Source organism: Burkholderia sp. LAS2, from assembly GCF_018417615.1.
Classification (GTDB): Bacteria; Pseudomonadota; Gammaproteobacteria; order Burkholderiales; family Burkholderiaceae; genus Burkholderia; species Burkholderia sola.
Map to the genome: position 1 here is coordinate 2,823,793 of NZ_CP071052.1, position 26,264 is coordinate 2,850,056.

The 26,264-nt window shown below is 65.4% G+C and carries 19 protein-coding genes and 1 tRNA gene; 8 read left to right on the plus strand and 12 right to left on the minus strand.

Annotation, left to right across the window (positions count from 1 at the left end; translation table 11 throughout):
- Positions 1-39 precede the first annotated feature (39 nt).
- The 3 genes from ntrC to glnA form a co-directional block, all read right to left on the minus strand.
- Complete coding sequence (gene ntrC, locus JYG37_RS13045) at positions 40-1,554, minus strand: nitrogen regulation protein NR(I) (protein ID WP_124631428.1); 1,515 nt, start codon at positions 1,552-1,554, stop codon at positions 40-42.
- A 37-nt stretch (positions 1,555-1,591) separates the two neighbouring features.
- Positions 1,592-2,734, minus strand: coding sequence for a nitrogen regulation protein NR(II) (glnL, locus tag JYG37_RS13050; RefSeq protein ID WP_179233407.1), 1,143 nt, complete (start codon positions 2,732-2,734; stop codon positions 1,592-1,594).
- A 160-nt stretch (positions 2,735-2,894) separates the two neighbouring features.
- Positions 2,895-4,310: a type I glutamate--ammonia ligase gene (glnA, locus tag JYG37_RS13055; RefSeq protein WP_124557653.1), complete on the minus strand. Its 1,416-nt coding sequence runs from the start codon at positions 4,308-4,310 to the stop codon at positions 2,895-2,897.
- A 403-nt stretch (positions 4,311-4,713) separates the two neighbouring features.
- Between glnA and JYG37_RS13060 the strand changes: the two genes are divergently transcribed.
- Positions 4,714-5,178: a rhodanese-like domain-containing protein gene (locus JYG37_RS13060; RefSeq protein ID WP_050013022.1), complete on the plus strand. Its 465-nt coding sequence runs from the start codon at positions 4,714-4,716 to the stop codon at positions 5,176-5,178.
- Between the two features lie 122 nt (positions 5,179-5,300).
- On the opposite strand, the gene JYG37_RS13065 is transcribed toward JYG37_RS13060, so the two are convergent.
- The 5 genes from JYG37_RS13065 to hrpA form a co-directional block, all read right to left on the minus strand.
- Complete coding sequence (locus JYG37_RS13065; protein WP_050013023.1) at positions 5,301-6,116, minus strand: competence/damage-inducible protein A; 816 nt, start codon at positions 6,114-6,116, stop codon at positions 5,301-5,303.
- Positions 6,113-6,940, minus strand: coding sequence for an EI24 domain-containing protein (locus tag JYG37_RS13070; RefSeq protein WP_050013024.1), 828 nt, complete (start codon positions 6,938-6,940; stop codon positions 6,113-6,115). Before JYG37_RS13070 ends, JYG37_RS13065 begins: the two co-directional genes overlap by 4 nt.
- A 132-nt stretch (positions 6,941-7,072) precedes the next feature.
- Positions 7,073-8,047, minus strand: coding sequence for a sterol desaturase family protein (locus tag JYG37_RS13075; RefSeq protein ID WP_124651465.1), 975 nt, complete (start codon positions 8,045-8,047; stop codon positions 7,073-7,075).
- Positions 8,048-8,063: 16 nt separating this feature from the next.
- Positions 8,064-9,053: a YVTN family beta-propeller repeat protein gene (locus tag JYG37_RS13080; protein WP_089488603.1), complete on the minus strand. Its 990-nt coding sequence runs from the start codon at positions 9,051-9,053 to the stop codon at positions 8,064-8,066.
- A gap of 179 nt (positions 9,054-9,232) precedes the next feature.
- A complete protein-coding gene (hrpA, locus tag JYG37_RS13085) occupies positions 9,233-13,438 on the minus strand; it encodes an ATP-dependent RNA helicase HrpA (protein WP_213345462.1) in 4,206 nt (1,401 codons plus the stop codon).
- Positions 13,439-13,461: 23 nt separating this feature from the next.
- Between hrpA and argA the strand changes: the two genes are divergently transcribed.
- A complete protein-coding gene (argA, locus tag JYG37_RS13090; RefSeq protein WP_050013028.1) occupies positions 13,462-14,841 on the plus strand; it encodes an amino-acid N-acetyltransferase in 1,380 nt (459 codons plus the stop codon).
- Positions 14,842-14,892: 51 nt separating this feature from the next.
- Positions 14,893-15,168, plus strand: coding sequence for an oxidative damage protection protein (locus JYG37_RS13095; RefSeq protein WP_006478357.1), 276 nt, complete (start codon positions 14,893-14,895; stop codon positions 15,166-15,168).
- A 207-nt stretch (positions 15,169-15,375) separates the two neighbouring features.
- Here the strand turns inward: JYG37_RS13095 and JYG37_RS13100 are convergent, their stop codons facing one another.
- The 3 genes from JYG37_RS13100 to JYG37_RS13110 form a co-directional block, all read right to left on the minus strand.
- Complete coding sequence (locus JYG37_RS13100; RefSeq protein WP_050013029.1) at positions 15,376-16,788, minus strand: MFS transporter; 1,413 nt, start codon at positions 16,786-16,788, stop codon at positions 15,376-15,378.
- A gap of 168 nt (positions 16,789-16,956) precedes the next feature.
- Positions 16,957-18,183 (minus strand): CaiB/BaiF CoA transferase family protein, encoded by a 1,227-nt coding sequence (locus JYG37_RS13105; RefSeq protein ID WP_124557657.1) that lies wholly within the window; start codon positions 18,181-18,183, stop codon positions 16,957-16,959.
- A 5-nt stretch (positions 18,184-18,188) separates the two neighbouring features.
- Positions 18,189-19,940: an acyl-CoA dehydrogenase family protein gene (locus JYG37_RS13110; protein ID WP_124631430.1), complete on the minus strand. Its 1,752-nt coding sequence runs from the start codon at positions 19,938-19,940 to the stop codon at positions 18,189-18,191.
- Between the two features lie 174 nt (positions 19,941-20,114).
- Between JYG37_RS13110 and JYG37_RS13115 the strand changes: the two genes are divergently transcribed.
- The 3 genes from JYG37_RS13115 to JYG37_RS13125 all read left to right on the plus strand — a co-directional run bounded on the left by JYG37_RS13115 (position 20,115) and on the right by JYG37_RS13125 (position 22,608).
- Positions 20,115-21,017 (plus strand): LysR family transcriptional regulator, encoded by a 903-nt coding sequence (locus tag JYG37_RS13115; protein WP_050013031.1) that lies wholly within the window; start codon positions 20,115-20,117, stop codon positions 21,015-21,017.
- A gap of 98 nt (positions 21,018-21,115) precedes the next feature.
- Positions 21,116-21,190, plus strand: a tRNA-Val gene (locus JYG37_RS13120).
- 173 nt (positions 21,191-21,363) lie between these two features.
- Positions 21,364-22,608: a tyrosine-type recombinase/integrase gene (locus tag JYG37_RS13125; RefSeq protein ID WP_213345463.1), complete on the plus strand. Its 1,245-nt coding sequence runs from the start codon at positions 21,364-21,366 to the stop codon at positions 22,606-22,608.
- A 7-nt stretch (positions 22,609-22,615) separates the two neighbouring features.
- Here JYG37_RS13125 and JYG37_RS13130 read toward each other — a convergent pair whose 3' ends face one another.
- Complete coding sequence (locus tag JYG37_RS13130; protein ID WP_213345465.1) at positions 22,616-23,083, minus strand: phage terminase small subunit P27 family; 468 nt, start codon at positions 23,081-23,083, stop codon at positions 22,616-22,618.
- A gap of 513 nt (positions 23,084-23,596) precedes the next feature.
- Between JYG37_RS13130 and JYG37_RS13135 the strand changes: the two genes are divergently transcribed.
- Positions 23,597-25,162, plus strand: coding sequence for an AAA family ATPase (locus JYG37_RS13135; protein WP_213345466.1), 1,566 nt, complete (start codon positions 23,597-23,599; stop codon positions 25,160-25,162).
- A gap of 2 nt (positions 25,163-25,164) precedes the next feature.
- Positions 25,165-26,259, plus strand: coding sequence for a hypothetical protein (locus JYG37_RS13140; protein WP_213345468.1), 1,095 nt, complete (start codon positions 25,165-25,167; stop codon positions 26,257-26,259).
- Positions 26,260-26,264 lie beyond the last annotated feature (5 nt).

The following is a 26,264-nucleotide window of genomic DNA, read 5'->3' on the forward strand; positions in this document are numbered from 1 at the left end:
GGCATGCGCGGGCCCGCGCATGCCGCGAATCGTGCTCGGTCAGGGCTCCAGATGGAGTTCCTGGATCTTGCGCGTGATCGTGTTGCGGCCGATGCCGAGCCGCTCCGCGGCTTCGACCTTGCGGCCGCGCGTGAAGTCGAGCGCCTCGCGGATCACGGCCGCCTCGAAGCGGCGTGCGAGTTCGTCCATCACGTCGGCCGAGTTCTCGCGCAACAGCCGCGCGACTTCAGTGCGCAGCCCGTGCTCCCACAGCGGGTAGCCGGTCGGCGCGCTGCCGTTCGCCGCGCTCGCGACCGGCGCGGCCGTCGGCGCTGCACCGATCGCGGCAGGCGCCGCCGTCGCGTGGCTACCGCTGCCGTGCACGTCCGCGCCGTCGCCCGTCGCGACGACCGGCGCACCGGCCGGCACGAGGTCGGGCGGCAGGTCCTTGATCTCGACCGTCTGCGCGGGCGCCATCACGGTCAGCCAGTTCGCGAGATTCTCGAGCTGCCGCACGTTGCCGGGAAACGGCAGCGACGTCAGGTACGCGAGCGCGTCGTCGGACACGCGCTTCGGCTCGACGCCGAGATCGCGCGCGCTCTTCTGCAGGAAGTGGCGCGTGAGCAGCGCGATGTCCTCGCTGCGTTCGCGCAGCGGCGGCAGACGCAGCCGGATCACGTTGAGCCGGTGGTAAAGGTCCTCGCGGAACAGCCCCTGCCGCACGCGCGACTCGAGATTCTGGTGCGTCGCCGCGATCACGCGTACGTTCGCGCGCAGCGGGTTATGACCGCCTACGCGATAGAACTGCCCGTCCGACAGCACGCGCAACAGGCGCGTCTGCAGGTCGAACGGCATGTCGCCGATTTCATCGAGGAACAGCGTGCCGTTCTCGGCCTGCTCGAAGCGGCCCTGCCGCGTCGTCTGCGCGCCGGTGAACGCGCCGCGCTCATGGCCGAACAGTTCGGATTCGAGCAGATCCTTCGGAATCGCCGCCGTGTTCAGCGCGATGAACGGCCCGTTCGCGCGCGGGCTGTGACGGTGCAGCGCCCGCGCGACGAGCTCCTTGCCGGTGCCCGACTCGCCGGTGATCAGCACGGTCGCGGCCGAATGCGACAGCCGCCCGATCGCGCGGAACATGTCCTGCATTGCGGGCGCCTGGCCGAGCATCTCGGGCGCCTCGGCCACGCGCTCGTCCTGCGGCGCGCCGCCGCGCAGGCTTTCTTCCACCGCGCGACGGATCAGCTCGACCGCCTTGTCGACGTCGAACGGCTTCGCGAGATATTCGAACGCGCCGCCCTGGAACGCGGCGACGGCGCTGTCGAGATCGGAGAACGCCGTCATGATGATGACGGGCAGGCCCGGCAGCCGCTCGTGCATCGCCTGCAGCAATTCGAGGCCCGAGCCGCCCGGCATCCGGATGTCGGACACGAGCACCTGCGGCGTCTCGTGGTCGAGCGCGGCCAGCGCGTCGCGCACGTTCGCGAAGCTCTTCGTCGCGAAGCTGTCCCGGGCGAGTGCCTTTTCAAGCACCCAGCGGATCGATTGGTCGTCGTCTACTATCCAGATCGGCTTCATAGGTCGGTCAGGTATGGGTGAATCGCAATGCCGCCGCTCAATGGTCGAGCGGCAGCAGAATCTGAAATTCGGTACGTCCGGGCCGGCTTTCGACCTCGATCATCCCGTCGTGCTGCTGGACAAACGTCTGCGCGAGCGTGAGGCCGAGGCCGCTGCCGTCGTCGCGTCCGGACACGAGCGGGTAGAAGATCCGGTCGCGGATCTCCTCCGGAATGCCGGGCCCGTTATCGACCACGTGCAAGTCCAGTGCCAGCTTGTACAGGCGCTTCGCGATCGTGATCTTGCGCGCGATGCGCGTGCGCAGCTCGATCTTCGCGTCGCCCTGCGCGATCCGTTCGCGCAGCGCCTGCGCGGCGTTGCGCACGATGTTCAGCAGCGCCTGGATCAACTGCTCCTTGTCGCCGCGCAGGTCCGGCACGCTCACGTCGTAATCGCGCTCGATCGTGAGCCCGCGCGGGAATTCCGCGAGCATCACCGCGCGTACGCGTTCGCACACTTCATGGATGTTCACGTCGCCGACGATGTGCGGATGCCGGTGCGGCTCCAGCAACCGGTCGACGAGCGTCTGCAGGCGGTCGGACTCCTTGATGATCACCTGCGTGTATTCGCGCAATTCGCCGCGCTCGCGCTCGCCCAGCTCGAATTCGAGCAGCTGGGCTGCGCCGCGAATGCCGCCGAGCGGATTCTTGATCTCGTGCGCGAGATTGCGGATCAGTTGCTTGTTGACCGCGGTCAGGTCGTGGATGCGCTCTTCCCGATCGGTGCGCGACTGCCGTTCGTTCTCGAACAGCTCGACGAGCACGAAATCGGGCGCGTTCTCGAGGAAGCCGACGATCGCATGCACGTGCAGCGGTTCGCGGCCGGGCCGGTCGAGCACGGTATCGAGGTGCGTCGCGTGAAAGCGTTCCTGGCCGATCGCGGTGATCGTCGACGCGAGCTCGTTCGCGTTCGGGAAAATCTCGCCCCACGGCCGCTGCGCGAGCTGCCGCCGCGAGATGTCGAGCATTGCCTCCGCGGACGGGTTCGCGAACGCGACCCGCAGCGTCTTGCGGTCGAGCACGATCACGACCGTCGGCAGCGCTTCGAGCCCCGCCAGCAGACCCGAGCGTGCGAGCCGCTCGTCGTCCGTCAGTCGTTCGGGCTGCCCCGTTTTCGCCTTGATCAGATTCTTCAGAACCATCTGCGTGCTTGTCGCGCCTCACCGGGCAGAAAATGAAAATCGGCGGAACAAAAAAGGGACGGCCGGACGCCGTCCCCTTTCAGACTCCGCCGTTCCCGCCGCGAGCCGCGCGACGGGAACGAACCGGCATGACGGCGCTGAATCGAAGCGCCATCGCCGATTAGAGCGAGTAGTACATCTCGAACTCGATCGGGTGCGTCGTCATGCGGAACTTCGCCAGCTCCTGCTCCTTCAGCGCGAGGTACGCGTCGATCATGCCGTCCGTGAACACGCCGCCACGGGTCAGGAACTCGCGATCCTTGTCGAGCGCTTCGAGTGCCTGGTCGAGGCCCGCGCAGACGGTCGGGATCTTTGCATCCTCTTCCGGCGGCAGGTCGTACAGGTTCTTGTCCGCGGCTTCGCCGGGATGGATCTTGTTCTGGATCCCGTCGAGGCCGGCCATCATCAGTGCCGTGAAGCACAGGTACGGGTTCGCCATCGGATCCGGGAAGCGCGTTTCGATACGGCGGCCCTTCGGGTTCGACACGTGCGGAATGCGGATCGATGCCGAACGGTTGCGTGCCGAGTAAGCGAGCTTGACCGGTGCCTCGAAGTGCGGGACCAGACGCTTGTACGAGTTCGTCGTCGGGTTCGTGATCGCGTTCAGTGCACGGGCGTGCTTGATGATGCCGCCGATGTAGAACAGCGCCAGTTCCGACAGGCCGGCGTAGCCGTTGCCCGCGAACAGGTTCTGGCCGTCCTTCCAGATCGACTGGTGAACGTGCATGCCCGAACCGTTGTCGCCGACGACCGGCTTCGGCATGAACGTCGCCGTCTTGCCGTACGAGTGCGCGACGTTATGGATGATGTACTTCGACCATTGCGTCCAGTCGGCGCGCTGAACCAGCGTCGAGAACTTCGTGCCGATTTCGTTCTGGCCCTGGCCCGCCACTTCGTGGTGGTGCACTTCGACCGGGATGCCGAGCTGTTCGAGCAGCAGGCACATTTCCGAACGGATGTCCTGGAACGTGTCGACCGGCGCGACCGGGAAGTAGCCGCCCTTCGTGCCCGGACGGTGGCCCGTGTTGCCGCCTTCGAATTCCTTGCCTGCCGACCACGGCGCTTCTTCCGAGTTGATCTTCACGAAGCAGCCCGACATGTCCGTGTTCCACTGGACCGAGTCGAAAATGAAGAATTCCGGTTCCGGACCGAAGTACGCCGTATCGCCGATACCCGTGCTCTTCAGGTACGCTTCGCCGCGCTTCGCGAGCGAACGCGGATCGCGCTCGTAGCCCTTGCCGTCGGCCGGCTCGACCACGTCGCAGGTCAGCACGAGGGTCGACTCTTCATAGAACGGGTCGACGAAGGCAGCGCTCGGATCCGGCATGAGCAGCATGTCCGACGCCTCGATGCCCTTCCAGCCCGCGATCGACGAACCGTCGAATGCATGGCCGCTTTCGAACTTGTCTTCGTCAAACGCCGAAACCGGCACCGACACGTGCTGTTCCTTGCCGCGCGTATCCGTGAAGCGGAAATCGACAAACTTGACGTCCTCGTCCTTCACGAGCTGCATGACGTCGGCGACGGTTTTACTCATAACCTCTTCTCCTGATTGAACAATTCCGGCGGACTGGGAAACCGCCTCGTTTATCGAGCTGACCAGGGTCTTGCTTTGGCGCAGCGCGCCCCGATTCGACCGAATTCTATATAGCAGCTTCCGTGCCAACCATCGCAAAACCAACGCGAATCACGCCGGCCCGCGCCGCAGCGGGGCTTCGCTGCGCGATTCCGGGGCCGGGCGCCGCACCGGCGATGGCGACGTCGCACCGATATGGTGCAATCGATCGGACACATCCGCACAACGCGATCATTCTGGTGCACGCCGTCCATTCTGCACCGTTTTGGTGAGCGTGTGTCCGGCGCGCCCCGTGCCGCATCCGGACGTTCGTGCAGCGACGTCGCGCTAGAATGGCCGTTTGACCGATACGGAGACCCCTGCCATGAGTACGCTGGACCAGCTTTACGCGAAGGCCGACGAACGCCGCGCACAAGGCGCGCTCAACTATGCCGGCGCGCTGCTGCCGGTCGAGGCATTCGAACTGCTGCAGCTCGATCCATCCGCGCGCCTCGTCGACGTGCGCACGCGCGCCGAGCTCGACTGGATCGGCCGCCCGCTCGTCGGCGACGGCCAGTACCTGCACGTCGAATGGACGCGCTACCCGGGCGGCGTGCCGAACGCCGAATTCGTCAACGAACTGAAGGCGGCCCTCCCGGCCGATACGCCGATCCTGTTCCTGTGCCGCAGCGCCGCGCGCTCGAAGCTCGCGGCGGTCGCGTCCGCGCAGGCCGGCTTCACGAAGGCGTTCGACCTGCTCGAAGGCTTCGAAGGCGCGAAAGACGCCGAAGGCCACCGCAAGACGGTCGACGGCTGGTGCTTCCGCAAACTGCCGTGGATCGGCGCCTGACGGCGCGCCGCGCCCGCCGGTTGCGACAGCCTCATCGTCGACCCGGGCGATGACATGCCGATGACGGGCCGCGTTGCGCGGCCCGCTGCTTTTGGTGCGGCCGGGTTGTTGCAGGCCGCCGCTCAGGCGCGCGGCGTGTCGGGCTCGACGACGTCGCCGCCGAGCAGGTGCACGCCTTCGCGCAGCTTCACGAACGCGGCCGCGACCGCTTCCGGCTCGCCCTTCACGCCGAGATCGATGTGACGGCGCGCATAGATGCCGCCGCGCTCCGCGTCGCCGACGCTCGGCAGGCTGAACACGCGCACGCCCGGGAAATCGCGCTCGATCTTCTCCATCAGCGGCGTCAGCGTCGATTCCGGCAGCTCGAACACGTACAGCGAGCGCTCGGCATGCGGCGTCGCGTGATGCAGATGCGCGTACTTCGTATCGAGCACCCATTCGATCATCGGCCATGCCATCACCGGGAAGCCCGGCACGAAGTGAAGATCGCCGACCGAGAAGCCCGGAATCCGGTTATAGCCGTTCGGGATGATCGTCGCGCCGGCCGGGAACACGCCCATGTTGAAGCGATGCTGGTTCTCCGGCGACTCGAAGTCGACCGGCGTGGCAGGATCGGTGTGCGTTTCGCGGATCCGTTCCGAAATCAACGCCTTCGCGTCCGGATGCAGCTCGAGCGGCACGCCGAGCGCGGCGGCCGCGCACTGGCGCGTATGGTCGTCCGGCGTCGCGCCGATCCCGCCCGTCGAGAACACGATGTCGCCCGACGCGATCGCACGCGCGAGCGTCGCGGTGATGCGCGCGGGATCGTCGCCGACGTATTCGGCCCAGTCGAGCGCGAGGCCGCGCGCGCCCAGCAGTTCGATGACCTTCGCCAGATGCTTGTCCTGCCGGCGGCCCGAAAGGATTTCGTCGCCGATGATGATGATGCCGATGCTCATGCCTGCCCCATGTCGATTGCGGTGGCGCGCGCACTCGCGCGCAGGTCTTCCAGCGCGCGCAGGCAGTAGTGCCCGAACCACAGCGCCGAGAAGACGAGGATGAAAGCGTAAACCCAGATCATGGCGGCCGCGACGAACGGGAACAGCACCATCATCCAGACCGACGAGACCCACACGAAGGTCGGCACGGTGCCGAGCAGCCCGGTCGCGACGCCGATGCCGATCAGCGGCCAGCGATGCCGGCGCACGAGCGCGCGGCGCTCGTCGCGGCTCGCGTGCAGCGCGAGCGCGTCGTAGGTCATCACGCGGTACGTGAGCCAGCCCCAGATCACCGGCGGCAGCAGCGCGAAGAACGGCGGAATCAGCCACAGCGGGATCGTGACGACGAGCAGCACGACGCCGACGATCGCCGCGCCGAGCGAATTGACCACGCTGCCGAGGAAGGTGCCGCCCCGCTTCGGCTCGAGCGCCGCGAACTGCCGGTTCGACAGGTGCTTGATCACGACCGGCATCGAGATCGTCGCGATCAGCAGCAGCACGGTCAGCACGATCAGCGGGATCGCGAGCGACACGACCACGAACGGCGCGACGACCGCATGCAGCTGCGACATGCCGATCGCATCGAACGCGCGATACAGCGCGGCCGTCAGCACGAAACCGTCGAGCGCGCCGCGCGCGAGATCCAGCAGCGTCTGCCACGAGAACCACAGCACGACGCCCCACAGCAGCGCCGACACGACGAACGGCATCAGGGTGAGCCACAGCATGCGCGGATGCAGCGCGCTGGCGAGCGCCCGGACGAAGGAACGCAGCAGGTCGTTCATGCGAGCCTATGAAATCTGGATTGACGGAGAAAAACGGGGAAAGCATAAACCACGCGGCCCGCGTGCGCCAAAGCGCAGGCGGGCCGCGTGGGAAAGTCGTTCACCGGGAGAAAGGCCCGATCGGGATGGGGATCAGGCCGACGCCGCGCCGCGCTTCGCGGGGAACAGGCGCCGGAAGATCCGCACGAACGCGAGGCCGTGCTGCGACCAGAAGCCGTCGCCGTAGGACACGCCGTCCACCTGCTCGCGGATGCCGGTCGGCTCGACCGTGCGGTTCCACGACGCGGTGCCGAACATCATGTCCCACCACGGGAACAGCACGCCGAAGTTGCAGCCGTACTTGGTGCCTTCGTGGCCGTAGCCGACCGCATGGTGGCGGCGGTGGAAGATCGGGCTGACGAGCAGGCGCTCGCCGATGCGGCCGTACGACAGCCGCGCATTCGTATGCTGGATGCTCTGCAGGAAGTTCGTGACCGCGGTCAGCACGACGAACTGCGACGGCGTCACGCCGATCACCAGCGCGATCGCCGCGAAGAAGCACGACTGGAGCACGTCGTCGAGCAAGTGATTGCGGTCGTCGCACCACAGCGACATCTGCCGCTGGCTGTGATGAACCGCGTGCAGCTCCCACCAGATGCCGAACTTGTGCTGCCAGCGGTGATACCAGTAGCCGGCGAAATCGAGCACGACGAGGTAGATCGCGAACGCGACGATCGGCTGCGAGGTCACGCCCGGCCACAGATAGTCGAGGTTCACGTTCGCGACGCCGTGCAGGCGCAGCCACGCCTGGAGGTTGTCGAACACCGGCTGCAGCGCGAAGAAGAAGAACAGCGTGTAGATGCCGAGCTTCGAGATCGCGGTGTAGATCACGTCGACCCGCACCGCGCGGCGGTTCTTCCAGCGCTCGACCGGCAACAGCGCCTCGAGCGGGCGCAGCAGCGCGAACATCAGCACCATCTGCAGCGCGCCGACGATCACCCAGTACAGCGCATCGTAGGTGTCCTCGTCGTAGTCCATCAGGTTGAACTTGAAGAGGAGCGGCTGCACGACGTCGACGTACAGCCAGGTCTGGATGTCCGACACGAACGCATCGATCAGGTGCAGCATCGTTCGCCTCCGCCCGTCACGCGCCGTTCGCCGCCTTCCACGGCGCGCGGTCGTAGAAGTAGATGCCGTGCGGCGAGCGGCCGACGGCGATCGTCTGCACCAGCTTGCGCGAGGCCAGATCGATGATCCCGACCTTCTTCGCGAAACGGAACGTCACCCACAGCGTCTTCTTGTCGGCGGACAGCTCCATGTCATCGGGGCCCGGCAGCAGGCCGGTGATGTCGCCGACCTTGGTGAGCGTGATCTCGTCGATGATGCTGATCGTGTTCGCGACGCGGTTCGTGATCGCGACGTGCGTGCCGTCGGCGAGCGAGCGGAAGTTGTGCGCGCCCTTGCCCGTCTGGATCGTCTTCACGATCTTCTGATTGCGCCAGTCGACGACCGCGACGTAATCGGCGCCCGTCATGCCGACCAGCAGGTATTTGTCGTCCGGCGTCATCCACAGGCCCGCCGGCACCTTGCCGACCGGCATCTTCCACTTGACCGTCTGCGTCGCGAGGTCGACCGCCGCGATCTCGCCGGACACCTGCAGCGACACGAGCACGGTCTTGCTGTCCTTCGTGAACGCGAGGTGGCTCGGCATCACCGCGAGCGGCAAGCGCTTCACGAGATGCAGGTCGCGGCCGTCGTAGCTGTAGATGTCGAGCCGGTCGAGGCGCAGCCCGGTCGACACGAACCACTTCTTGTCGGGCGAAAAGCCAAGCTGGTAAGGATCCTCGATGCCTTCGACCGTGCGCTGCAGCTTGCCGGTCTTCGGATCGACGAACATCAGGCTGTTCGAGACCGAATTTGCGACGATCAGCGACGAATTGTCGGGCGTCGCCATCAGATGGTGCGGCTCCTTCCCGGTCGGCATCGTGGATACGACCTCGCGGGACTGCTGGTCGATCAGGGAAAGCGTCGCTTCGGCCGAATTGAGGACGATCACGTTATTCGCGTGTGCGGCGGGCGCCAGCACGGCGGCGGCCAGCGCAAGCGTGCGGCCGAAGGAAAGGAAAGTGCGCATGAAGACTCACGTCGTGGAACAGCGGTCATTGTAGAACGTTCGGCGGGCCCCTCCGGTTGACCCATGCCGGTATTGCGCCGCTTTTGCGCCGCCTGTGCGTCACCTCGCCGCACGCCGCGGCGGCGGGACGAGCCGCCGCGGCCGGCGTCGCGGTGCAGGCCCGGCCAACCGACGTCGCGCTAGCGCTGCATCGACTCCCAGACCTTGTGCAGACGCTTGACAGAGACCGGCATCGGCGTGCGCAGTTCCTGCGCGAACAGCGAAATCCGCAGTTCCTCGAGCAGCCAGCGGAATTCCGCGAGCCGCGCATCGGCGACGCCGCCACGCTGCGACACCGCGCGCTGGTACTGCTGGGCCAGGGGCAGCAGGTCGGCCGACTGCTTCGCGTCGCGCGCCGGATCGGCCTTCAGCTTGTCGATCCGCAGCGCGATGCCCTTCAGGTAGCGCGGGAAATGCGCAAGCTGTGCGTAAGGCGTGTCGATCACGAAGCGCTTGCCGACCAGCGCGGCCAGTTGCTGCTGCAGGTCCGCATGGGCCTGCGCGAACGGCTTCGCCTGCGCGAGCTTCTTCACGAGCCCCGCGTATTCGGCCAGGATCTGTCCGACGAGCCGCGCGATTTCCTGCGCGAGCAGGTTCAGGCGGCTGCGGCCCTCGTCACGGCGCGCGTGGAAGCTCGCGTCGTCGTCGGGCAGCGGGTCCTGCAGGCATGCGCGGTCGAGCGCCGTGTCGATCAGCTGGTCGCGCAGCTCGTCCTGCGTGCCGAGCGACATGTACTGCATCGCCATCTCGCGCAGGCCCGGCAGGTTCTTTTCCAGGAACTTGATCGGCTCCTTCAGCTGCAGCGCGAACAGCCGCCGCAAGCCGGCCCGGTGGATGCGCGCGGCCTCCTCCGGCGAATCGAACACCTCGACGTCGCAATGCGTGCCGCGGTCGACGAGCGCCGGATAGCCGTACAGCGTCTGGCCGCGCCGGCGGATTTCCAGCAGCTCGGGCAGCTTGCCGAAATTCCACGTCGTCAGGTTCTCGTACAGCGCGGTCGCGCCGGTTTCGGCCGGGGCGGCCGTCTGCGGCGCCGCGCCCTTGCCCGGCTTGCCGCCTCGCGCCGCCGAACCCGGCGGGGCGGCAGGCGCGGCCGTGTCGCCTGCGTCGCCCGCGCCCGCGTCGCCGCCGGTCGCGATCGTCGACGCCGCCGCGATCTTCTGGAACTGCTGTTGCGCCTGCGCGCCCAGCTCCTGGCGAAGCTGCGCGAGATTGCGCCCCATCGCGAGCTGGCGGCCGTGCTCGTCGATCACCTTGAAATTCATGAACAGGTGCGCGGGCAACGTCTCGAGCTTGAAGTCGGCCGTTTTCATCGCGACCTGCGTCTCGCCGCGCACGTCGGCGATCAGCGCCTCGACGAGGCCGCCCGCGCCGAAGCGCTCGCGCCCCATCCGCTCGACGAAACCGGCCGCGTACTCGGGCAGCGGCACGCAGTGCCGGCGCAGCTTCTGCGGCAGCGACTTCAGCAGCAACTGCACCTTCTCCTTCAGCATCCCGGGCACCAGCCACTCGCAGCGGCGCGCGTCGACCTGGTTCAGCGCGTAGAGCGGCACCGCGAGCGTCACGCCGTCGCGCGGCGTGCCGGGTTCGAAGTGGTACGTAAGCGCCATCTCGACGCCGGCCATCGTCGCGCGCTTCGGGAACAGGTCGGTCGTCACGCCGGCCGCCTCGTGACGCATCAGGTCGTCGCGCGACAGGTACAGCAGCCGCTGCTTGTCGTCGGGCTGGCCGCCCTTCTTCACCTCGTCGCGATACCAGCGCTCGAACGCGACGCCCGTATGGATGCCTTCCGGGATCGCGTGGTCGTAGTACGCGTAGATCAGCTCGTCGTCGACCAGCACGTCCTGGCGGCGCGACTTGTGCTCGAGCTGCTCGATGTCGGCGAGCAGCTTGCGGTTGTGCGCGAAGAACGGCAGCTTCGTGTCGAATTCGCCTTCGACCAGCGCGCCGCGGATGAACAGCTCGCGTGCGCGCGCCGGGTCCTGCTTGCCGAACGCGACGCGCCGCCGGTGGTAGATCGGCAGCCCGTACAGCGTCGCGCGCTCGAACGCGCTGACCTGCGCCGGACGCTTCTCCCAGTGCGGCTCCGACAGCGATTTCTTCAGCAGGTGCGCGCCGATCTTCTCGACCCACTCCGGCTCGATCTTCGCGAGGCAGCGCGCGTACAGCCGGCTCGTCTCGACGAGCTCGGCCGCCATCACCCAGCGGCCGGCCTTCTTCGCGAGCGCGGAGCCTGGCCACAGGTAGAACTTGATGCCGCGCGCGCCGAGGTAATGCGGATCGTCGTCGGCCTTCATCCCGAGGTTGCCGAGCAGGCCCGTCAACAGGGCCAGATGAATCTGCTCGTACGTGGCTTCGGCTTCGTTGAGCCGCCAGCCGTGCTCGCGCACCACCGTCAGCAGCTGCGAATGGACGTCGCGCCACTCGCGCAGCCGCAGGTGCGACAGGAAGTTCTGCCGGCACGCGTCGATCAGCTGGCGATTCGACTTCTTGTGCGCGACGGCCTCTTCGAACCACGCCCAGATCTTCAGCCACTGCAGGAATTCGGAGCGCTCGTCCGCGAACCGGCGATGCGCCTGGTCGGCCTGCTCCTGCGCTTCGATCGGGCGGTCGCGCGGGTCCTGCACGGACAGCGCGCTCGCGATGATCAGCACCTCGCGCAACGACTGCTGGTCGCGCGCGGCGAGAATCATCCGGCCGACGCGCGGGTCGAGCGGCAGCCGCGCGAGCTCGCGGCCGAGCGGCGTCAGCGCGTTGTCGTCGTCGACCGCGCCGAGCTCGTTGAGCAACTGATAACCGTCCGCGATCGCGCGGCCGGGCGGCGGTTCGAGGAACGGGAACGATTCGATCGCGGTCAGGTGCAGCGACTTCATCCGCAGGATCACCGACGCGAGCGACGAGCGCAGGATTTCCGGATCGGTGAAGCGCGCACGCGCCTGATAGTCGCTTTCCTCGTACAAGCGGATGCACACGCCGTCGGCCACGCGGCCGCAGCGGCCCGCGCGCTGGTTCGCGGCGGCCTGCGAGATCGACTCGACCTGCAACTGCTCGACCTTGTTCCGGTACGAATAGCGCTTCACGCGTGCAAGGCCGGTATCGACCACGTAGCGGATGCCCGGCACCGTCAGCGAGGTTTCGGCCACGTTGGTCGCGAGCACGATCCGGCGCGCGTTCGACGCCTTGAACACCTTGTCCTGGTCGGCCGCCGACAGCCGCGCGAACAGCGGCAGGATCTCGGTGTGCGGCGGATGGTGCTTGCGCAGCGCCTCGGCCGCCTCGCGAATCTCGCGCTCGCCGGGCAGGAACACCAGCACGTCGCCGGGGCCTTCGCGGCACAGCTCGTCGACCGCGTCGACGATCGCGTCCATCAGGTCGCGTTCGGCTTCGCGTGCGGTCTTCACGCGGTCGCGGCCGCCCGTGCCTTCGGCGTTCTTGACGGCCGGGCGATCCTCGGCCACCGGCCGGTAGCGCATCTCGACCGGGTACAGCCGCCCGCTCACCTCGATCACGGGCGCCGGACGTTCGTCGGTGCCGAAATGGCGCGCGAAGCGATCGGCGTCGATCGTCGCGGACGTGACGATCAGCTTCAGGTCCGGCCGCCGGGGCAGGATCTCCTTCAGATAGCCGAGCAGGAAGTCGATGTTCAGGCTGCGCTCGTGCGCCTCGTCGATGATCAGCGTGTCGTACGCTTTCAGCAGCGGATCGGTCTGCGTCTCGGCGAGCAGGATGCCGTCCGTCATCAGCTTCACGGACGCGCCCGGCGCGAGATTGTCGGTGAAGCGCACCTTGTAGCCGACCACCTCGCCGAACGGCGTGCCGAGTTCCTCGGCGATGCGGCGGCCGGTCGACGACGCGGCCAGGCGCCGCGGCTGCGTATGGCCGATCAGGCCGGTGCCGCCGGCGCCGAGGCCGCGGCCGAGATCGAGACAGATCTTCGGCAACTGCGTGGTCTTGCCCGAGCCGGTTTCGCCGCAGACGATGACGACCTGATGACCGGCGATCGCGCGCGCGATTTCGTCGCGCTTGCCCGACACGGGCAGGCTTTCGGGGTAGGTGATCGGCGGGACGGGGTTCGGCGGGACTGCCGCGCGCGCCGCACGCTCGCGGCGCGGGGCGCGCTCGCCGGTTGCCTGCGGCGCGCCCTTCGCGGCCGGCTGGCGCGCGTCGCCGCGCCGTTCGTCATGGCGCGGCCCGCGCGGCGCGGGTGCAGGCTTGCCCGCCGGCTTGTCCTGCTGCTGGCGCGGCGGCTGGCCCTGCTGCTCGCGCGCATCGGCCGCACCATCCGGGTGCTTCGCCGACGGCGTATTGGCCCGCGTCGGCGCGGGACTTTTAGAAACATTCGACATGGGGGCGCATTATAATCCCGCCCATGAATTCCCAAACCGACCTCCCTCCCGCCCAGACCGGCGCCGCGACGCCGCCGGCCGCCGACGATTCGGCCGCCAGCCACGCGCAGTTCGTCGACTGGATGCGCTCCGTCGCGCCCTATATCCACAAGTTCCGCAACAGCACGTTCGTCGTGGGGTTCGGCGGCGAGGTGGTGCAGCAGGGGCTGCTGAATGCGCTCGTGTCCGACATCGCGCTGCTGCAGGCGATGGGCATTCAGATCGTGCTGGTGCACGGCTCCCGCCCGCAGGTCGAGGAGCAGTTGAGCCTGCACGGTGTCGAATCCGAGTTTTCGCACGGGCTGCGCATCACCGATGCGCGCGCGCTCGAATCGGCGAAGGAAGCGGCCGGCGAAGTGCGCCTCGACATCGAGGCCGCGATCAGCCAGGGTCTGCCGAACTCGCCGATGGCGCACGCGCACATCAGCGTCGTGTCGGGCAACTTCGTGACCGCGCGGCCGGTGGGGATTCTCGACGGGGTCGATTTCGCGCACACGGGCATCGTGCGCAAGATCGACGCCGAATCGATCCGTCATTCGCTCGCGAGCCGCAAGCTCGTGCTGCTGTCGCCGCTCGGTTTCTCGCCGACCGGCGAGGCGTTCAACCTGTCGATGGAAGACGTCGCGTCGGCGGCCGCGATCGCGCTGCGCGCCGACAAGATCATCTTCCTGACCGAAGGGCCCGGCATCGTCGGCGACGAAGGCGAGCTGGTGCGTGAAATGTCGCTCGACGCGGCGGCCGAGCTGCTCGATTCCGGCAACATCCAGGGCGACGACGCATTCTTCCTCAAGCATTCGATCCGTGCATGCCGCGGCGGCGTGACCCGCGCGCACCTGATCCCGCAATCGCTCGACGGCAGCATGCTGCTCGAACTGTTCCTGCACGACGGCGTCGGCACGATGATCTCGTACGAGAACCTCGAGAGCCTGCGCGAGGCGACGCCGGACGACGTCGGCGGCATCCTGTCGCTGATCGAGCCGCTCGAGTCGGACGGCACGCTGGTGCGGCGCGGCCGCCACCAGATCGAACGCGACATCGACCACTTCTCGGTGATCGAGCACGATGGCGTGCTGTTCGGCTGCGCGGCGCTGTACCCGTACCAGCAGGAGAAGATCGGCGAGATGGCGTGCCTGACGGTCGCGCCGGAAGCGCAAGGCTCGGGCGACGGCGAACGTCTGCTCAAGCGCATCGAGCAGCGCGCCCGCGCGCGCGGCCTCACGCACATCTTCGTGCTCACGACGCGCACCGAGCACTGGTTCCTCAAGCGCGGTTTCGTCAAGGTCAGCGTCGATGACCTGCCGGAAGACCGCCGCAAACTCTATAACTGGCAGCGCAAGTCGCTCGTGCTGATGAAGCAGCTCTGAGCGCAGGCACGACTGCCCTTCCCCCCAGACCGATTACAGGAGAAGTACACGATGGCTCGAATGATCCAATGCGCGAAGCTCGGCAAGGAAGCCGAAGGCCTCGATTTCCCGCCGCTGCCGGGCGAACTCGGCAAGCGCATTTACGAGAGCGTCTCGAAGGAAGCGTGGCAAGGCTGGCTCAAGCAGCAGACGATGCTGATCAACGAAAACCGCCTGAACATGGCCGACCCGCGCGCACGCCAGTACCTGATGAAGCAGACGGAGAAGTACTTCTTCGGCGACGGCGCGGACCAGGCGTCCGGCTACGTGCCGCCGACGGAAGGCTAAAGCAACGCGACTCGCGACGGCCGCGCCGTACCGGCGGCGTCGCGACGTGAAGCCGATGTCCAGGCAAACGGCACCGTGTATCGCACGGTGCCGTTTGCTTTTGGGAATGCGTGGTCCGGCGCCAGCGAAGGCAACGCGACGCGCGGCCCGCCGGGCGCCCGATGCCGCGGAATCGCCGAATCGCCACCTCGCACCGGCCTGCCCCGCTCAACCTGCCGGCTTCAACGTGCCGCGATCGTCGGGTTGCGCGGCTTCGCCTGCGAGGCTTCCCGCCCCCGTACTCTCGGTCCCCCACTCGGCCGCATCGCTGCGCTCGGCGCTCGACAGTTCGTCGGCGCGATACCCGGTGCGATCGAGCAGCGCCAGCATGCACGCGAGCGACACGAGCGCATAGAGCCCCGACGCGACCGCGACGCCGACGATGCTGCCGGTCGCGTTGAGGATCGCCTGCGCGAGCACCGGCGTGCCGCCGCCGACGACCAGCGCGCTCAACTGATACGCAAGCGACAGGCCCGTATAGCGGATGTTGGCCGGGAACACGCGCGCGAGCACGCCGCCGACCGCGCCGTAGAACATCGCCGACGGAATCGTCGAAATGCACATGCCCGCGACGGCGACCCAGTACGAACGCGTCGCGAGCGCATGGAACATCACCGGCATCAGCACGATCTCGGGAATCAGGATCCAGCACATCGCGCGCCGCATGTCGACTTTCGACACGAACCACGCGCCGACCGGCTGCATGAGGAATTGCACGACGAGCGAGATCGACAGGATGCCGAGGAACGTGCCCTGCGCGTAACCGAGCTCCCTGGTCGCCCACGACAGCGCGAACGTGCTGCGGAAATACGTGACGTTGATCACCGGCAGCGTGCCGGCCGCGAGCAGCACGACGACCCAGTGGTCGCGCACGACGTCGCGCAGCGGCAGCTTCACCGTGCGCTTGCGCGCGAGCACGCGCTGCATGTCGATCGACTCCTCGAGCCGCAGCCGGATCACCATCCCGATGATCACGAGCACCGCCGACAGCAGGAACGGAATGCGCCAGCCCCACATCAGGAACGACGGCGTCGGCAGCGCGCTCAGCGCGAAGAACGCGGCCGTGGCCAGCAGGTTGCCGGTGGGCGAGCCCTGCTGCGCGAACGCCGCATACAGGATGCTGCGATGCTTCGGCGCATTCTCGCTCGCGATCAGCACCGCGCCGCCCCACTCGCCGCCGACCGCGATGCCCTGCAGCACGCGCAGCACGACGAGGCCCGCGGGCGCCCATACGCCGATCGACGCATAGCCGGGCAGCAGGCCGATGCCGGTCGTCGCGAGCCCCATCATCACCAGCGTGATCACGAGCGCGGTCTTGCGGCCGACGCGATCGCCGAGATGGCCGAACACGATCCCGCCGAGCGGCCGCGCGGCAAAGCCGGCCCAGAACGTGACGAACGCGAGCAGCGTCGCGACGCCGGGGTCCATCGTGCTCGAAAAGAACACCTTGCCGAACACGAGCGCGGCGGCCGTGCCGTAGATGTAGAAGTCGTACCACTCGATCGTGGTGCCGACGAACGCCGCGAGGGCGGCGCGGCCGGGCCGCGGCTGTGCGGCGGGCGGGGATTGCGGACGGCTCATCGATGTCTCCATGTTTGTTCGGCTGCGCGACTGTCGCGCGCGTTGCCGGGCGGCCGGCGTTGCGCCGCCGGCTGGCGGGATTGCGCTACGTTGCGTTGCCCCGGGGTTGCCGTCGATGTTGCGATCGGTCGGTTCGGGACGACTCTCATCTGCAGGGGCCCTCGCCCGTCACGTCTCGTCCGGCGCGACCTTCAGCACGCCGGCATGGAGCAGTTGCTGCTGGAGCGCGCGATCGATGCCGAGACGGTCGAGCACCGCGCGCGTGTCGCGGCCGAGCGCGGGTGGCGCCGACCGGTAGGTGGCCGGCGTGCGCGACAGCTTCACCGGCGACGCAGTGCCGCGATACGCGCCGATCTCGACGAACAGCTCGCGGTGCAGCGCATGGGGATCGCGCGCGACGTCGGCCACCGTGCGCACCGGCCCGCATGGCACGCCGGCCGCCATCAGGTCGCGCGCGAGCGGCTCGCACGCGTGCGCGGCGAGCCGCGCTTCCAGTTCGACCTTCAACTGCGGCCGGTGCGCGCAGCGGCTGCGGTTATCGACGAAGCGCGGGTCGCTGGCGAGCGCCGGCGCCCCGAGATGCGCGACGAGCCGCGCGAACTGCCGGTCGTTGCCCACCGCGAGGAAAATCGGCACGGTCGCCGTGCGGTAGCTGTCGTACGGTGCGATGTTCGGATGCGCGTTGCCGCTGCGTTCCGGCACGCGGCCCGACCCGAAGAAATTCGGCAGGTGCGGATGCAGCAGCGACACGCCGCAGTCGTACAGCGCCACGTCGATCGACTGGCCGCGCCCGCTCTTTTCGCGCTCCGCGAGCGCCAGCAGGATGCCGGCGAGCGCGTTCAGCCCCGTGACCATGTCGACGATCGGCAAGCCGATGCGTGTCGCGGCGCCGTCGCGCTCGCCGTTCACGCTCATCAGCCCGGCCATCGCCTGGATCACCGCGTCGTAGCCCGGCAGGCCGCCGAGCGGGCCGTCGTCGCCGAAGCCCGTCACCGCGCAATGGATCAGCCGCGGGAAGCGCGGCTGCAGGTCGCGTGCGTAATCCATCCCCCAGCGCGCGAGCGTCCCGGGCTTGAAGTTCTCGACGAGCACGTCGGCGTCTTCGAGCAGGCGCCACAGGATCGCGCGCCCTTCGTCGTGCGACAGGTCGAGCGCGAGCCCCTCCTTGTTGCGGTTCACGCCCATGAAGTACCAGGCCGTGTCGCCGAGGAACGGCGGCCCCCAGCCGCGCGTCTCGTCGCCGTCGGGCGGCTCGATCTTGATCACCGTCGCGCCGTGGTCGGCGAGCGCCTGCGTGCAGTACGGGCCGCCCAGCACGCGGCTCAGGTCGACGACCTTCAGGCCGTCCAGTGCGCCGCGCGTGGTGTTCGGCGTCGCCGCCTGTGTCGCCGTCATCGTGCTCATCGTTCGACCTCCGGCAGCAGGTCGAGCGCCATGTCGAGCGGCACCGGCGTGCCACGCAGCAGCGCATCGGACGCGGCCGATTCATCGTCGAGCGATGCCGGCGCGAGCGGATCGACCGGCAGCAGCTTGTGCCGCACGATCAGGTGCGCGAGCGCGAGACGCCTGAAATCCGGCGCGAGCCGCGCGCCCTCGCAGGCCATCAGCACGGCCGCGCTCGCGTAATACAGCGCGGACGCGGCCTGCCGCACGCGCGCGTCGTCGCCTTTGTCGGCGACCCGCATGAGCGCATCGCACGCCCGCGCCAGAATGCGCCGCAGCGCCGTGCGGCTCGCGTCGGGCAGCGGCGCCGCGCCCAGACGATCGCCGAGGAACGTGCGCAGCGCGTCGAGCGCATGTTCGCGCTGCGCGGCGCGCGCGACGTCGAGCGCGACGATGTTGCTCGTGCCTTCCCAGATCGAGCCGAGGTGCGCGTCGCGCACGAGCCGTGCGTCGCTCCATTCCTCGATATAGCCGGTGCCACCGCGCACTTCCATCGCGTCGCCCGTCACGCGGCGCGCGTCGCGGCAGGCGCGGAACTTGATCAGCGGTGTCAGGATCCGCACGCAGCGCGCCGCCTGCTCGTCGCCCGCATCCGCGTGCGGCAGCAGCAATGCGATCTGCATGAACATCGCGCGCGCGGCCTCGGCCGGCAGCAGCATCTTCATCAGCTGGCGCTGCATCAGCGGCATCTCGATCAGCTTGCGGCCGAACGCGTCGCGATGCGCGGCGACGTGCAGCGCTTCGTTCAGCGCGCGCCGCATCAGCCCGGCCGCGCGCACGCCGTTCGACAGACGCGACATGTTGATCATGTCGGCCATCTGGTGAAAGCCGCGGCCGATCTCGCCGATCAGGTAGGCCTGCGCGCCTTCGAGCGCGATCTCGCCGCTCGCCATCGAACGGCTGCCGAGCTTGTCCTTCAGGCGCACGATCCGGTAGCGGTTGCGCGTGCCGTCCGGCAGCGTCTTCGGCAGCAGGAACAGCGCGAGACCCTTGATGCCGTCCGGCGCGCCGTCGGGCCGCGCGAGCACCATCGCGAGATCGGCGTCCGCGTTCGAACAGAACCACTTGTCGCCGGTCAGGCGCCAGACGGTCTCGCCGTGCGCGTCGGTTTCGCGGGTCGCGCGCGTCGCGATCCGGCCGACGTCGGAGCCCGCCGCCTGCTCGGTCATGAACATCGCGCCCTGATACAGCGTGTCGAAGTCGCGCGACGCGAGCCTCGGCAGGTAGCGCGCGACGAGCTCGGGATCGCCGAAGCGGCGCAGCGTGCGCGTCAGCGAATCGGTCATGCTGACCGGGCAGCACAATCCGAATTCCGCCTGCACGAACAGGAACGTCAGCGCGTACTTGACGAGCGGCGGCACCGCGTCGGGCTGATGGCTCAGCGACGCGAGCCCGAGTTCCGCATACGCGACACGTTCGAGCGCGACGTACGCCGGATCCTTGTCGATCCGCTGCACGGCCTCGCCGCGCCGGTTGCGATGCTCGAGCACGGGCGGATGCTTGTCCGCACGCGACGCCCATTCGTCGAGTTCGCCCGATACGCGCGCGCCGAGCGCGCGCAGCCGCGGCTCGAGTTCGGCATAGTGCGCGTCGCCGAGATGCAGCTTCAGCAACGCGCCGAGATCAGGATCGACGGTGAAGAAATTGAGACCCCGGCTGTCGGGGATATTGGATGCGCCGGGGTCCGGCGTGCGAGCGGTGTCGTTCATGCGTGCGTCTCCTGGATTGCCTGCGCAGGTGCCCGGGCCGCGTGCCGCAACGCCCGGCCGGTCCTGCGTCAAGCCTTCCGAAGAGCGTAGGCGTGCGGTCGATAAGCGTCCAATACAGGATTTATCCGGTACGATAGATATCGCTTATCGATGCCGACGCCGGGAGGAGACACCGTGGAACTGAGGCAGTTGCGCTACTTCGTGGCGGTCGCCGAGGAGCTGCATTTCGGGCGCGCGGCGAAGCGCCTGTTCATCTCGCAGCCGGCGCTGAGTTTCGACATCCGCAAGTTCGAGGACGCGCTCGGCGTGCAGCTCTTCTCGCGCACCAACAAGACGGTCGCGCTGACCAACGCGGGCGAGGTGCTGCTCGGCGAAGCGCGCCGGCTGCTGCTGCAGGCGACCGAAGCCGAGCGCCTGACGGTGCGCTCCGCATCGGGCCTCGCGGGCCGGCTGCGGATCGGCTTCGTCCACTCGATGCTGTATCGCGGGCTGCCCGATGCGGTGCGGCGCTTCGAGGCCGACTATCCGGGCGTCGAAGTCGTGCTGAGCGAGATGAACACGCACACGCAGGTGCAGGCGATCCAGCGCGGCCAGATCGATCTCGGCTATGCGCACTGGGGCCGCTTTCCGCCCGACGTCGAATCGGCGCCCGTCTATGCGGAGCCGTTCGTGTGCTGTCTGCCGGCCGCGCATCCGCTCGCGCGGCGCCGGCAGATCGCGCTCGCCGCGCTCGCGACGGAACCGTTCATCCTGTTTCCGCGCGACGCCGCGCCGCACTATCACGACTTGATCATCGCGCAGTGCGTGAACGCGGGATTCAGCCCGCTGATCCGCCACGAGGCCCGGCTGTGGCAGACGATCCTGTCGATGATCGAGTTCGGGATGGGCATCGCGCTGGTGCCGCGCGTGCTGCAGCAGGCGAAAAGCGACCGGCTCGCGTTCGTGCCGCTGAAGGACGCGTCGCTCGAATCGCGCACGCTCGCGCTGAAACGCAGCGGCACCGCCGAACCGGTCGCGCTGCGCTTTGCCGGCTACGTGCGCGCATCGATCGACGCGCTGCCGGCGCTCGCGGGCTGAGCATGCGGCCTGAGAACCGGTGCTTGCGGCTATTTGAAAAAATTTGCAGAAAGGGCTTTACGAACCCCAAAAGCTCTGACATAATTTGATTCTTCTTTGGGCGGTTAGCTCAGCGGTAGAGCACTGCCTTCACACGGCAGGGGTCACTGGTTCGATCCCAGTACCGCCCACCAAAGAATATTCCGGGGTGTTCTCGGAACATCCCGAAACCCGCTTAGCTGAAAGGCTTAGCGGGTTTTTTTATTCCCGGGAATTCCGGAAAACGCCAACGGCAGCCGGGGGTATGTGGGGGTATTTTTAGGGGTATGCGTCGCAACACGCAGCGCCTCCGTTCGGAGATACCCCCATGCCGCTCACCGACATCGCAATAAGGAACGCCAAGGCCGGCGACAAGCCGCAGAAGCTGTTTGACGGTGGCGGCCTGTTCCTACTCGTCACGCCGGCCGGACAGCGGTACTGGCGGTTCAAGTACCGAATCGCCGGGAAGGAAAAATTGCTCGCGCTCGGCGTCTATCCGGATGTATCGCTACAAGCGGCACGCAAGAAACGCGATGACGCCCGCGAGAAGCTGGCGGCAGGCATCGATCCCAGCGAAGCGAAAAAGGCGGACAAACGCGCCGCCCGCCTCGCGGCCGCGACGAGTTTCGAAGCCGTCGCGCGCGAATGGTTCAACAAGCATTCGCCCGGATGGGCAACGAGCCATTCGAGTAAGATCATCGCCCGCTTCGAGAATGATGTGTTCCCTTGGATCGGGAAGCGCCCTATCGCTGAAATTCAGCCAGCCGAGGTGTTCGACGTTATCCGCAGGATCGAAGCACGCGGAACGCTCGACACGGCCCACCGGGCAAAACAGAACTGCGGCCAAGTATTCCGATATGCCGTCGCAACCGGTCGTGCTTCACGCGACGTAACGGCCGACCTTCGGGGAGCACTTCCACCCATCCAGCAAAAGCATTTCGCGGCCATCACGGACCCCGGCAAGGTCGGCGAGTTGTTGCGTGCGTTCGACGGTTTCGGCGGTACGTTTCCGGTTCAGTGCGCGCTCAAGCTCGCGCCGATGCTATTCCGTCGCCCGGGCGAACTGCGCGCCGCCGAATGGTCGGAAATCGACTTGGACAACGCGACGTGGGAAATTGATGGCGCACGCATGAAACGCAACAAGGCGGACAAGATGGACGGCGGAGCGCATATCGTGCCGCTGCCGAATCAGGCCGTCGCCATCCTTCACGAATTGCACGCGTTGACCGGCGGCGGCCGTTATGTATTCCCCGGGGCACGCGACCGGAATCGACCAATGAGCGAGGCAACGATTAATGCCGCGCTGCGCCGGCTCGGCTACGATACGCGCACCGAAGTCACCGGCCACGGCTTCCGGGCGACGGCACGCACCATCATGGTCGAAGTGCTCGGTGTCGCGGTCGAGGTGATCGAATCACAACTGTCCCATACCGTGAAAGACCCGCTCGGACGCGCGTACAACCGAACGACCTTCCTTCCTCAGCGTCGCGAAATGATGCAGAAATGGGCGGACTATCTCGACCGACTCAAGGCAGGTGCCGAAGTCATCCCGTTTAACGCTGCGACACGGTAGCCGCGCGCTATCGTCCCTGCCCGCGCGCCGGCTTAACGAACGCCGCATACGGATTGTCGGCCGGCAACGGCGGCGGCGCGTCGATAGCTTGCCGACCGCGCGGGCTCAGGCCGAACGCATCGAGCAAACGGGCCGCTTGGGCGCGCGCATCGCTCAGCGCGCGCAGCGCCGGATGCGCCTTGCTTCCGCCCGTCCCGGTCGCAATCGTCAACCCTTCACGGTCCAGCGTCTCGCGTAACTGCGCCTCCGTTGCCAATGTTTCGGCAAGCAGTTCGAGCGCGCGTAGGTCGGAAGCGCTCAACAGACCCAAGCTCACGACGAGCGGCGCGACGCGGTCCCATTCCGCAGCCGCACGCGATGACATGCCGTCCGGCGGTGGCGGCGCGACGGTCAATTGATCGGCCGCGATGCCCTTAAGCCGGTCGGCACGCAACGTACCCGAAAGCGCCTTCGCGGCGTTCGATTTCTGCGGCATGATTCGCTCCCTAAAAATGGTTTTGGCGCTGGCGTTGCAAAAATTCGCGTTGCGCCACGGTCAACGGGACGGTCACGCTAGAGATTGCTTACCCCCTACCCATCCTCACGCGGCCGCGCAGACCTCCCGCAAAGCCCGTCAGCAAGCCCCGAGCGTGTCGACTAAGGGGGCAATGTGTCGACGCATATGCCGACCGCTTAAAACGCCCGCAATAAGTCCCTTCGTGCCGCGCGCGGTCGCCGCGCGTGTACCCGCGAATCCGAACAGGCGAATCTAACGCAATCTTCCCGATTGCCCTCTCCCCGCTGCACCTGCTGCCCGGACATTGGGCGCTCTCGGGTAAACGTGGGCCGCCTTACGCCAACGGGGAGATATGATCTGGCTCCTACTGGTCTTCGGCAATCGCCCCGCGTAATATCCAAGGCGTATGCCGATTACATTGCCAACATGTCCGGCGGTCGCGCATGATCTACGCGTAACGACTTAGAAATATTTAAAGGGCAGAAACCAAAAATGAAGAGCTTAGGCCTGACCAACATAAGAAGTTTAAAGGAAACGGGGGTGGTTGACTTGGCGCCGATCACACTCTTACTTGGGCAGAATAGTTCAGGCAAAAGCACATTTTTGAGAACATTCGCACTATTCAAGCAGGCCTTAGGGGTTCGTGCGCGGGAGCCGTTTCTTTGGGTCGGCGAACTTGTTGATTTTGGCGGATTTTCCGAAACATTATCAACGTTTTCGGAAACAGAAAAAGTGTCGGTTTTGGTAAAATTTGATCTGCCATTAAATACACTTCTTCAACAGACTCGCGCCGTATCGATTAATAGGCCGATCCCAAAAGACCAGCACGACACTGAATTCACCGTCACCATAACAGAATTTTCCGGGAAAGATGGTGACTCTCGAGAAAGCTTCGGATACGAATTTAAATTCGATCGGAATGTGATTGAGTTTAAGTTAAGCTCCGATGGAATTTTCGAGAGATTCGAAATAAATGGACGAAATAGCTTAAATCTGATGCGAGATTGGATCGGGGTTAGAGAATGGAATGGACCAATTCCCACGCTCACTCGATTCAGCTCGCCGGAAACGCTCGATGAGGCGCGCAAAAAGACAACTTTTCAAACCACTCTTTTGGCATTCATCGCCTCACGCATGGATGGACGATCGCGCGACGAGCGGCATTATGAGGTCTTGTATAGGCTACTTAAAACCCCGTTCAATAACTTACTCCGCACGGTAAAATCGACAGATATCGGCGACGCCAAATGGCGACGGGCAGCGCACAGTTGGACGGAAGCGTCACCAGCGTTCGTGGAGCTGCAGAATCTGGTGATTGGCTTTCGCTTTCCGGAGCTTACTGCTTATATTTTCGATTATTTCTCGTTTTCTCTCGAAAACATGAAATATATTACACCGCTGCGAGCCAGTGCGGAGCGATACTATCGGAAGCAGGGGCTGGCGGTTAATGAACTCGACCCGCGCGGCACAAATTTCGCGTTGTTCCTAGACAATATGTCGATCGAGGAGCGCCACAGTTTCGCTGAGTGGACACGAAAATTTTTTGGCGTCTCAATTCAAATATCTCCAGAGCAGGGCGGGCATCTTTCCTTGATGTTGCGATCGATCGATGAGACTGCGAAGGATTTCAATATCGCTGACACTGGATTTGGATTCTCTCAAATGTTCCCCATCTTGGCTCAACTCTGGGCGGTACAAAATATTAGATCGAATCGAAAAAGTGGTCGAATATCGGCGCCCGTGATATTTGCAATCGAACAGCCAGAATTGCATCTGCATCCTCGGTTGCAAGCCCAGCTAGCGAATGTATTTGTCGATGCGGTCGTCGCTGCGCGCACGATGGGAATCGATTTGCGCGTTATCGTCGAGACACATAGCGAATATCTCGTAAATAGGCTCGGAGCCCTAATAAGCAAGAAAAAAATCCCCGCGGATGACGCTTCGGTTCTCATATTTGAGAAACAATCGGTCTCCTCGCCAACAGAGATCAGACAGTCAACATTTTCCGATAAAGGTTATCTAAAGAATTGGCCCCATGGATTTTTTGAGCCCGCATAAAAATGATAATCGAATTAGACGAATCGCTTAAAAATATTCAGAGCGACCTCACAGACGAGCACCCGCTTGCGATCGCCTTGGATATCATTGCCAACGCAAACCGGGAGGGTTGTCACGTTGTCTTTTCTGATCGTGACGTCGCGGACCATCTACTTTCGATCGGCGCGGCGCTCAGTGGAAGGACCAAGCAGGCCTTAAAACACATCTACAATCGCGCGACTCAACTGGCCGAGTTTGCGGAAATTGCATGCGTAAAACTTTTGATCGGCGACTTCTCCGAAATATCGCATGAAAAAATAGGCAACCAAAGACTCATCAAGGTTCCGGCTAACAGCGTCAATTCGGCATTGTTGCAAAAACCATATCTTCTAGTGGAAAATTTGGATGATGCGATTTTTTATAGATTCATCACCGAGGAACTTAATGGTGAATTGAATTCACTGGGAACTGTCGCTTTTGAGCCTTACAATGGTGGGGGAAATACCACAGGTGACGTCTACGACCACATTAAAGGTACCGCCGAGCGTTTGTGCCTCTGCATTGTCGATAGTGATCGACGCTTTCCGGGAGCGAGCCCTGGCGAAACAGCAAGCAAAGTAGAAGCAAGCGATCGAATTCGCCCGTCTGCACTCGCTGAATCATATGTTCTTCCCGTCTGCTCGATAGAAAATCTTATACCATTTGATTTTCTTCGAAAGGTGTTTCAAGGCGACAAAACCATAACAGAGCGATTGGACGTGTACGAAGCTCATCATTGCGATGAGATCTGGCCATTTGTCCAACTCAAGAAGGACATCCGTTGCGCTGATTTATGTGATGAGCGCAGAGCCTTTAGTAAATTTTGGACCGAACGCCTTGGCTGCACCGAACTCATTAGTAAGTGCGTATCGACGCAACGATGTGAAAAACGCGATAAATGCGCGACGACTATACTCCCTCCAGTCGCGCACTCGCCACTTGACGCAGTGCTTAGCGGGCTTGATTCGATGACGCTAAAAGCAACTACGCCACTTCCATCGGTAAAAGCGGCTTGGGTCTTGATTGCCCGATTAATTTCGGCATGGTGTTGCGGGGGCCCTCATTTGGCCGTCGGGTAAAAAAG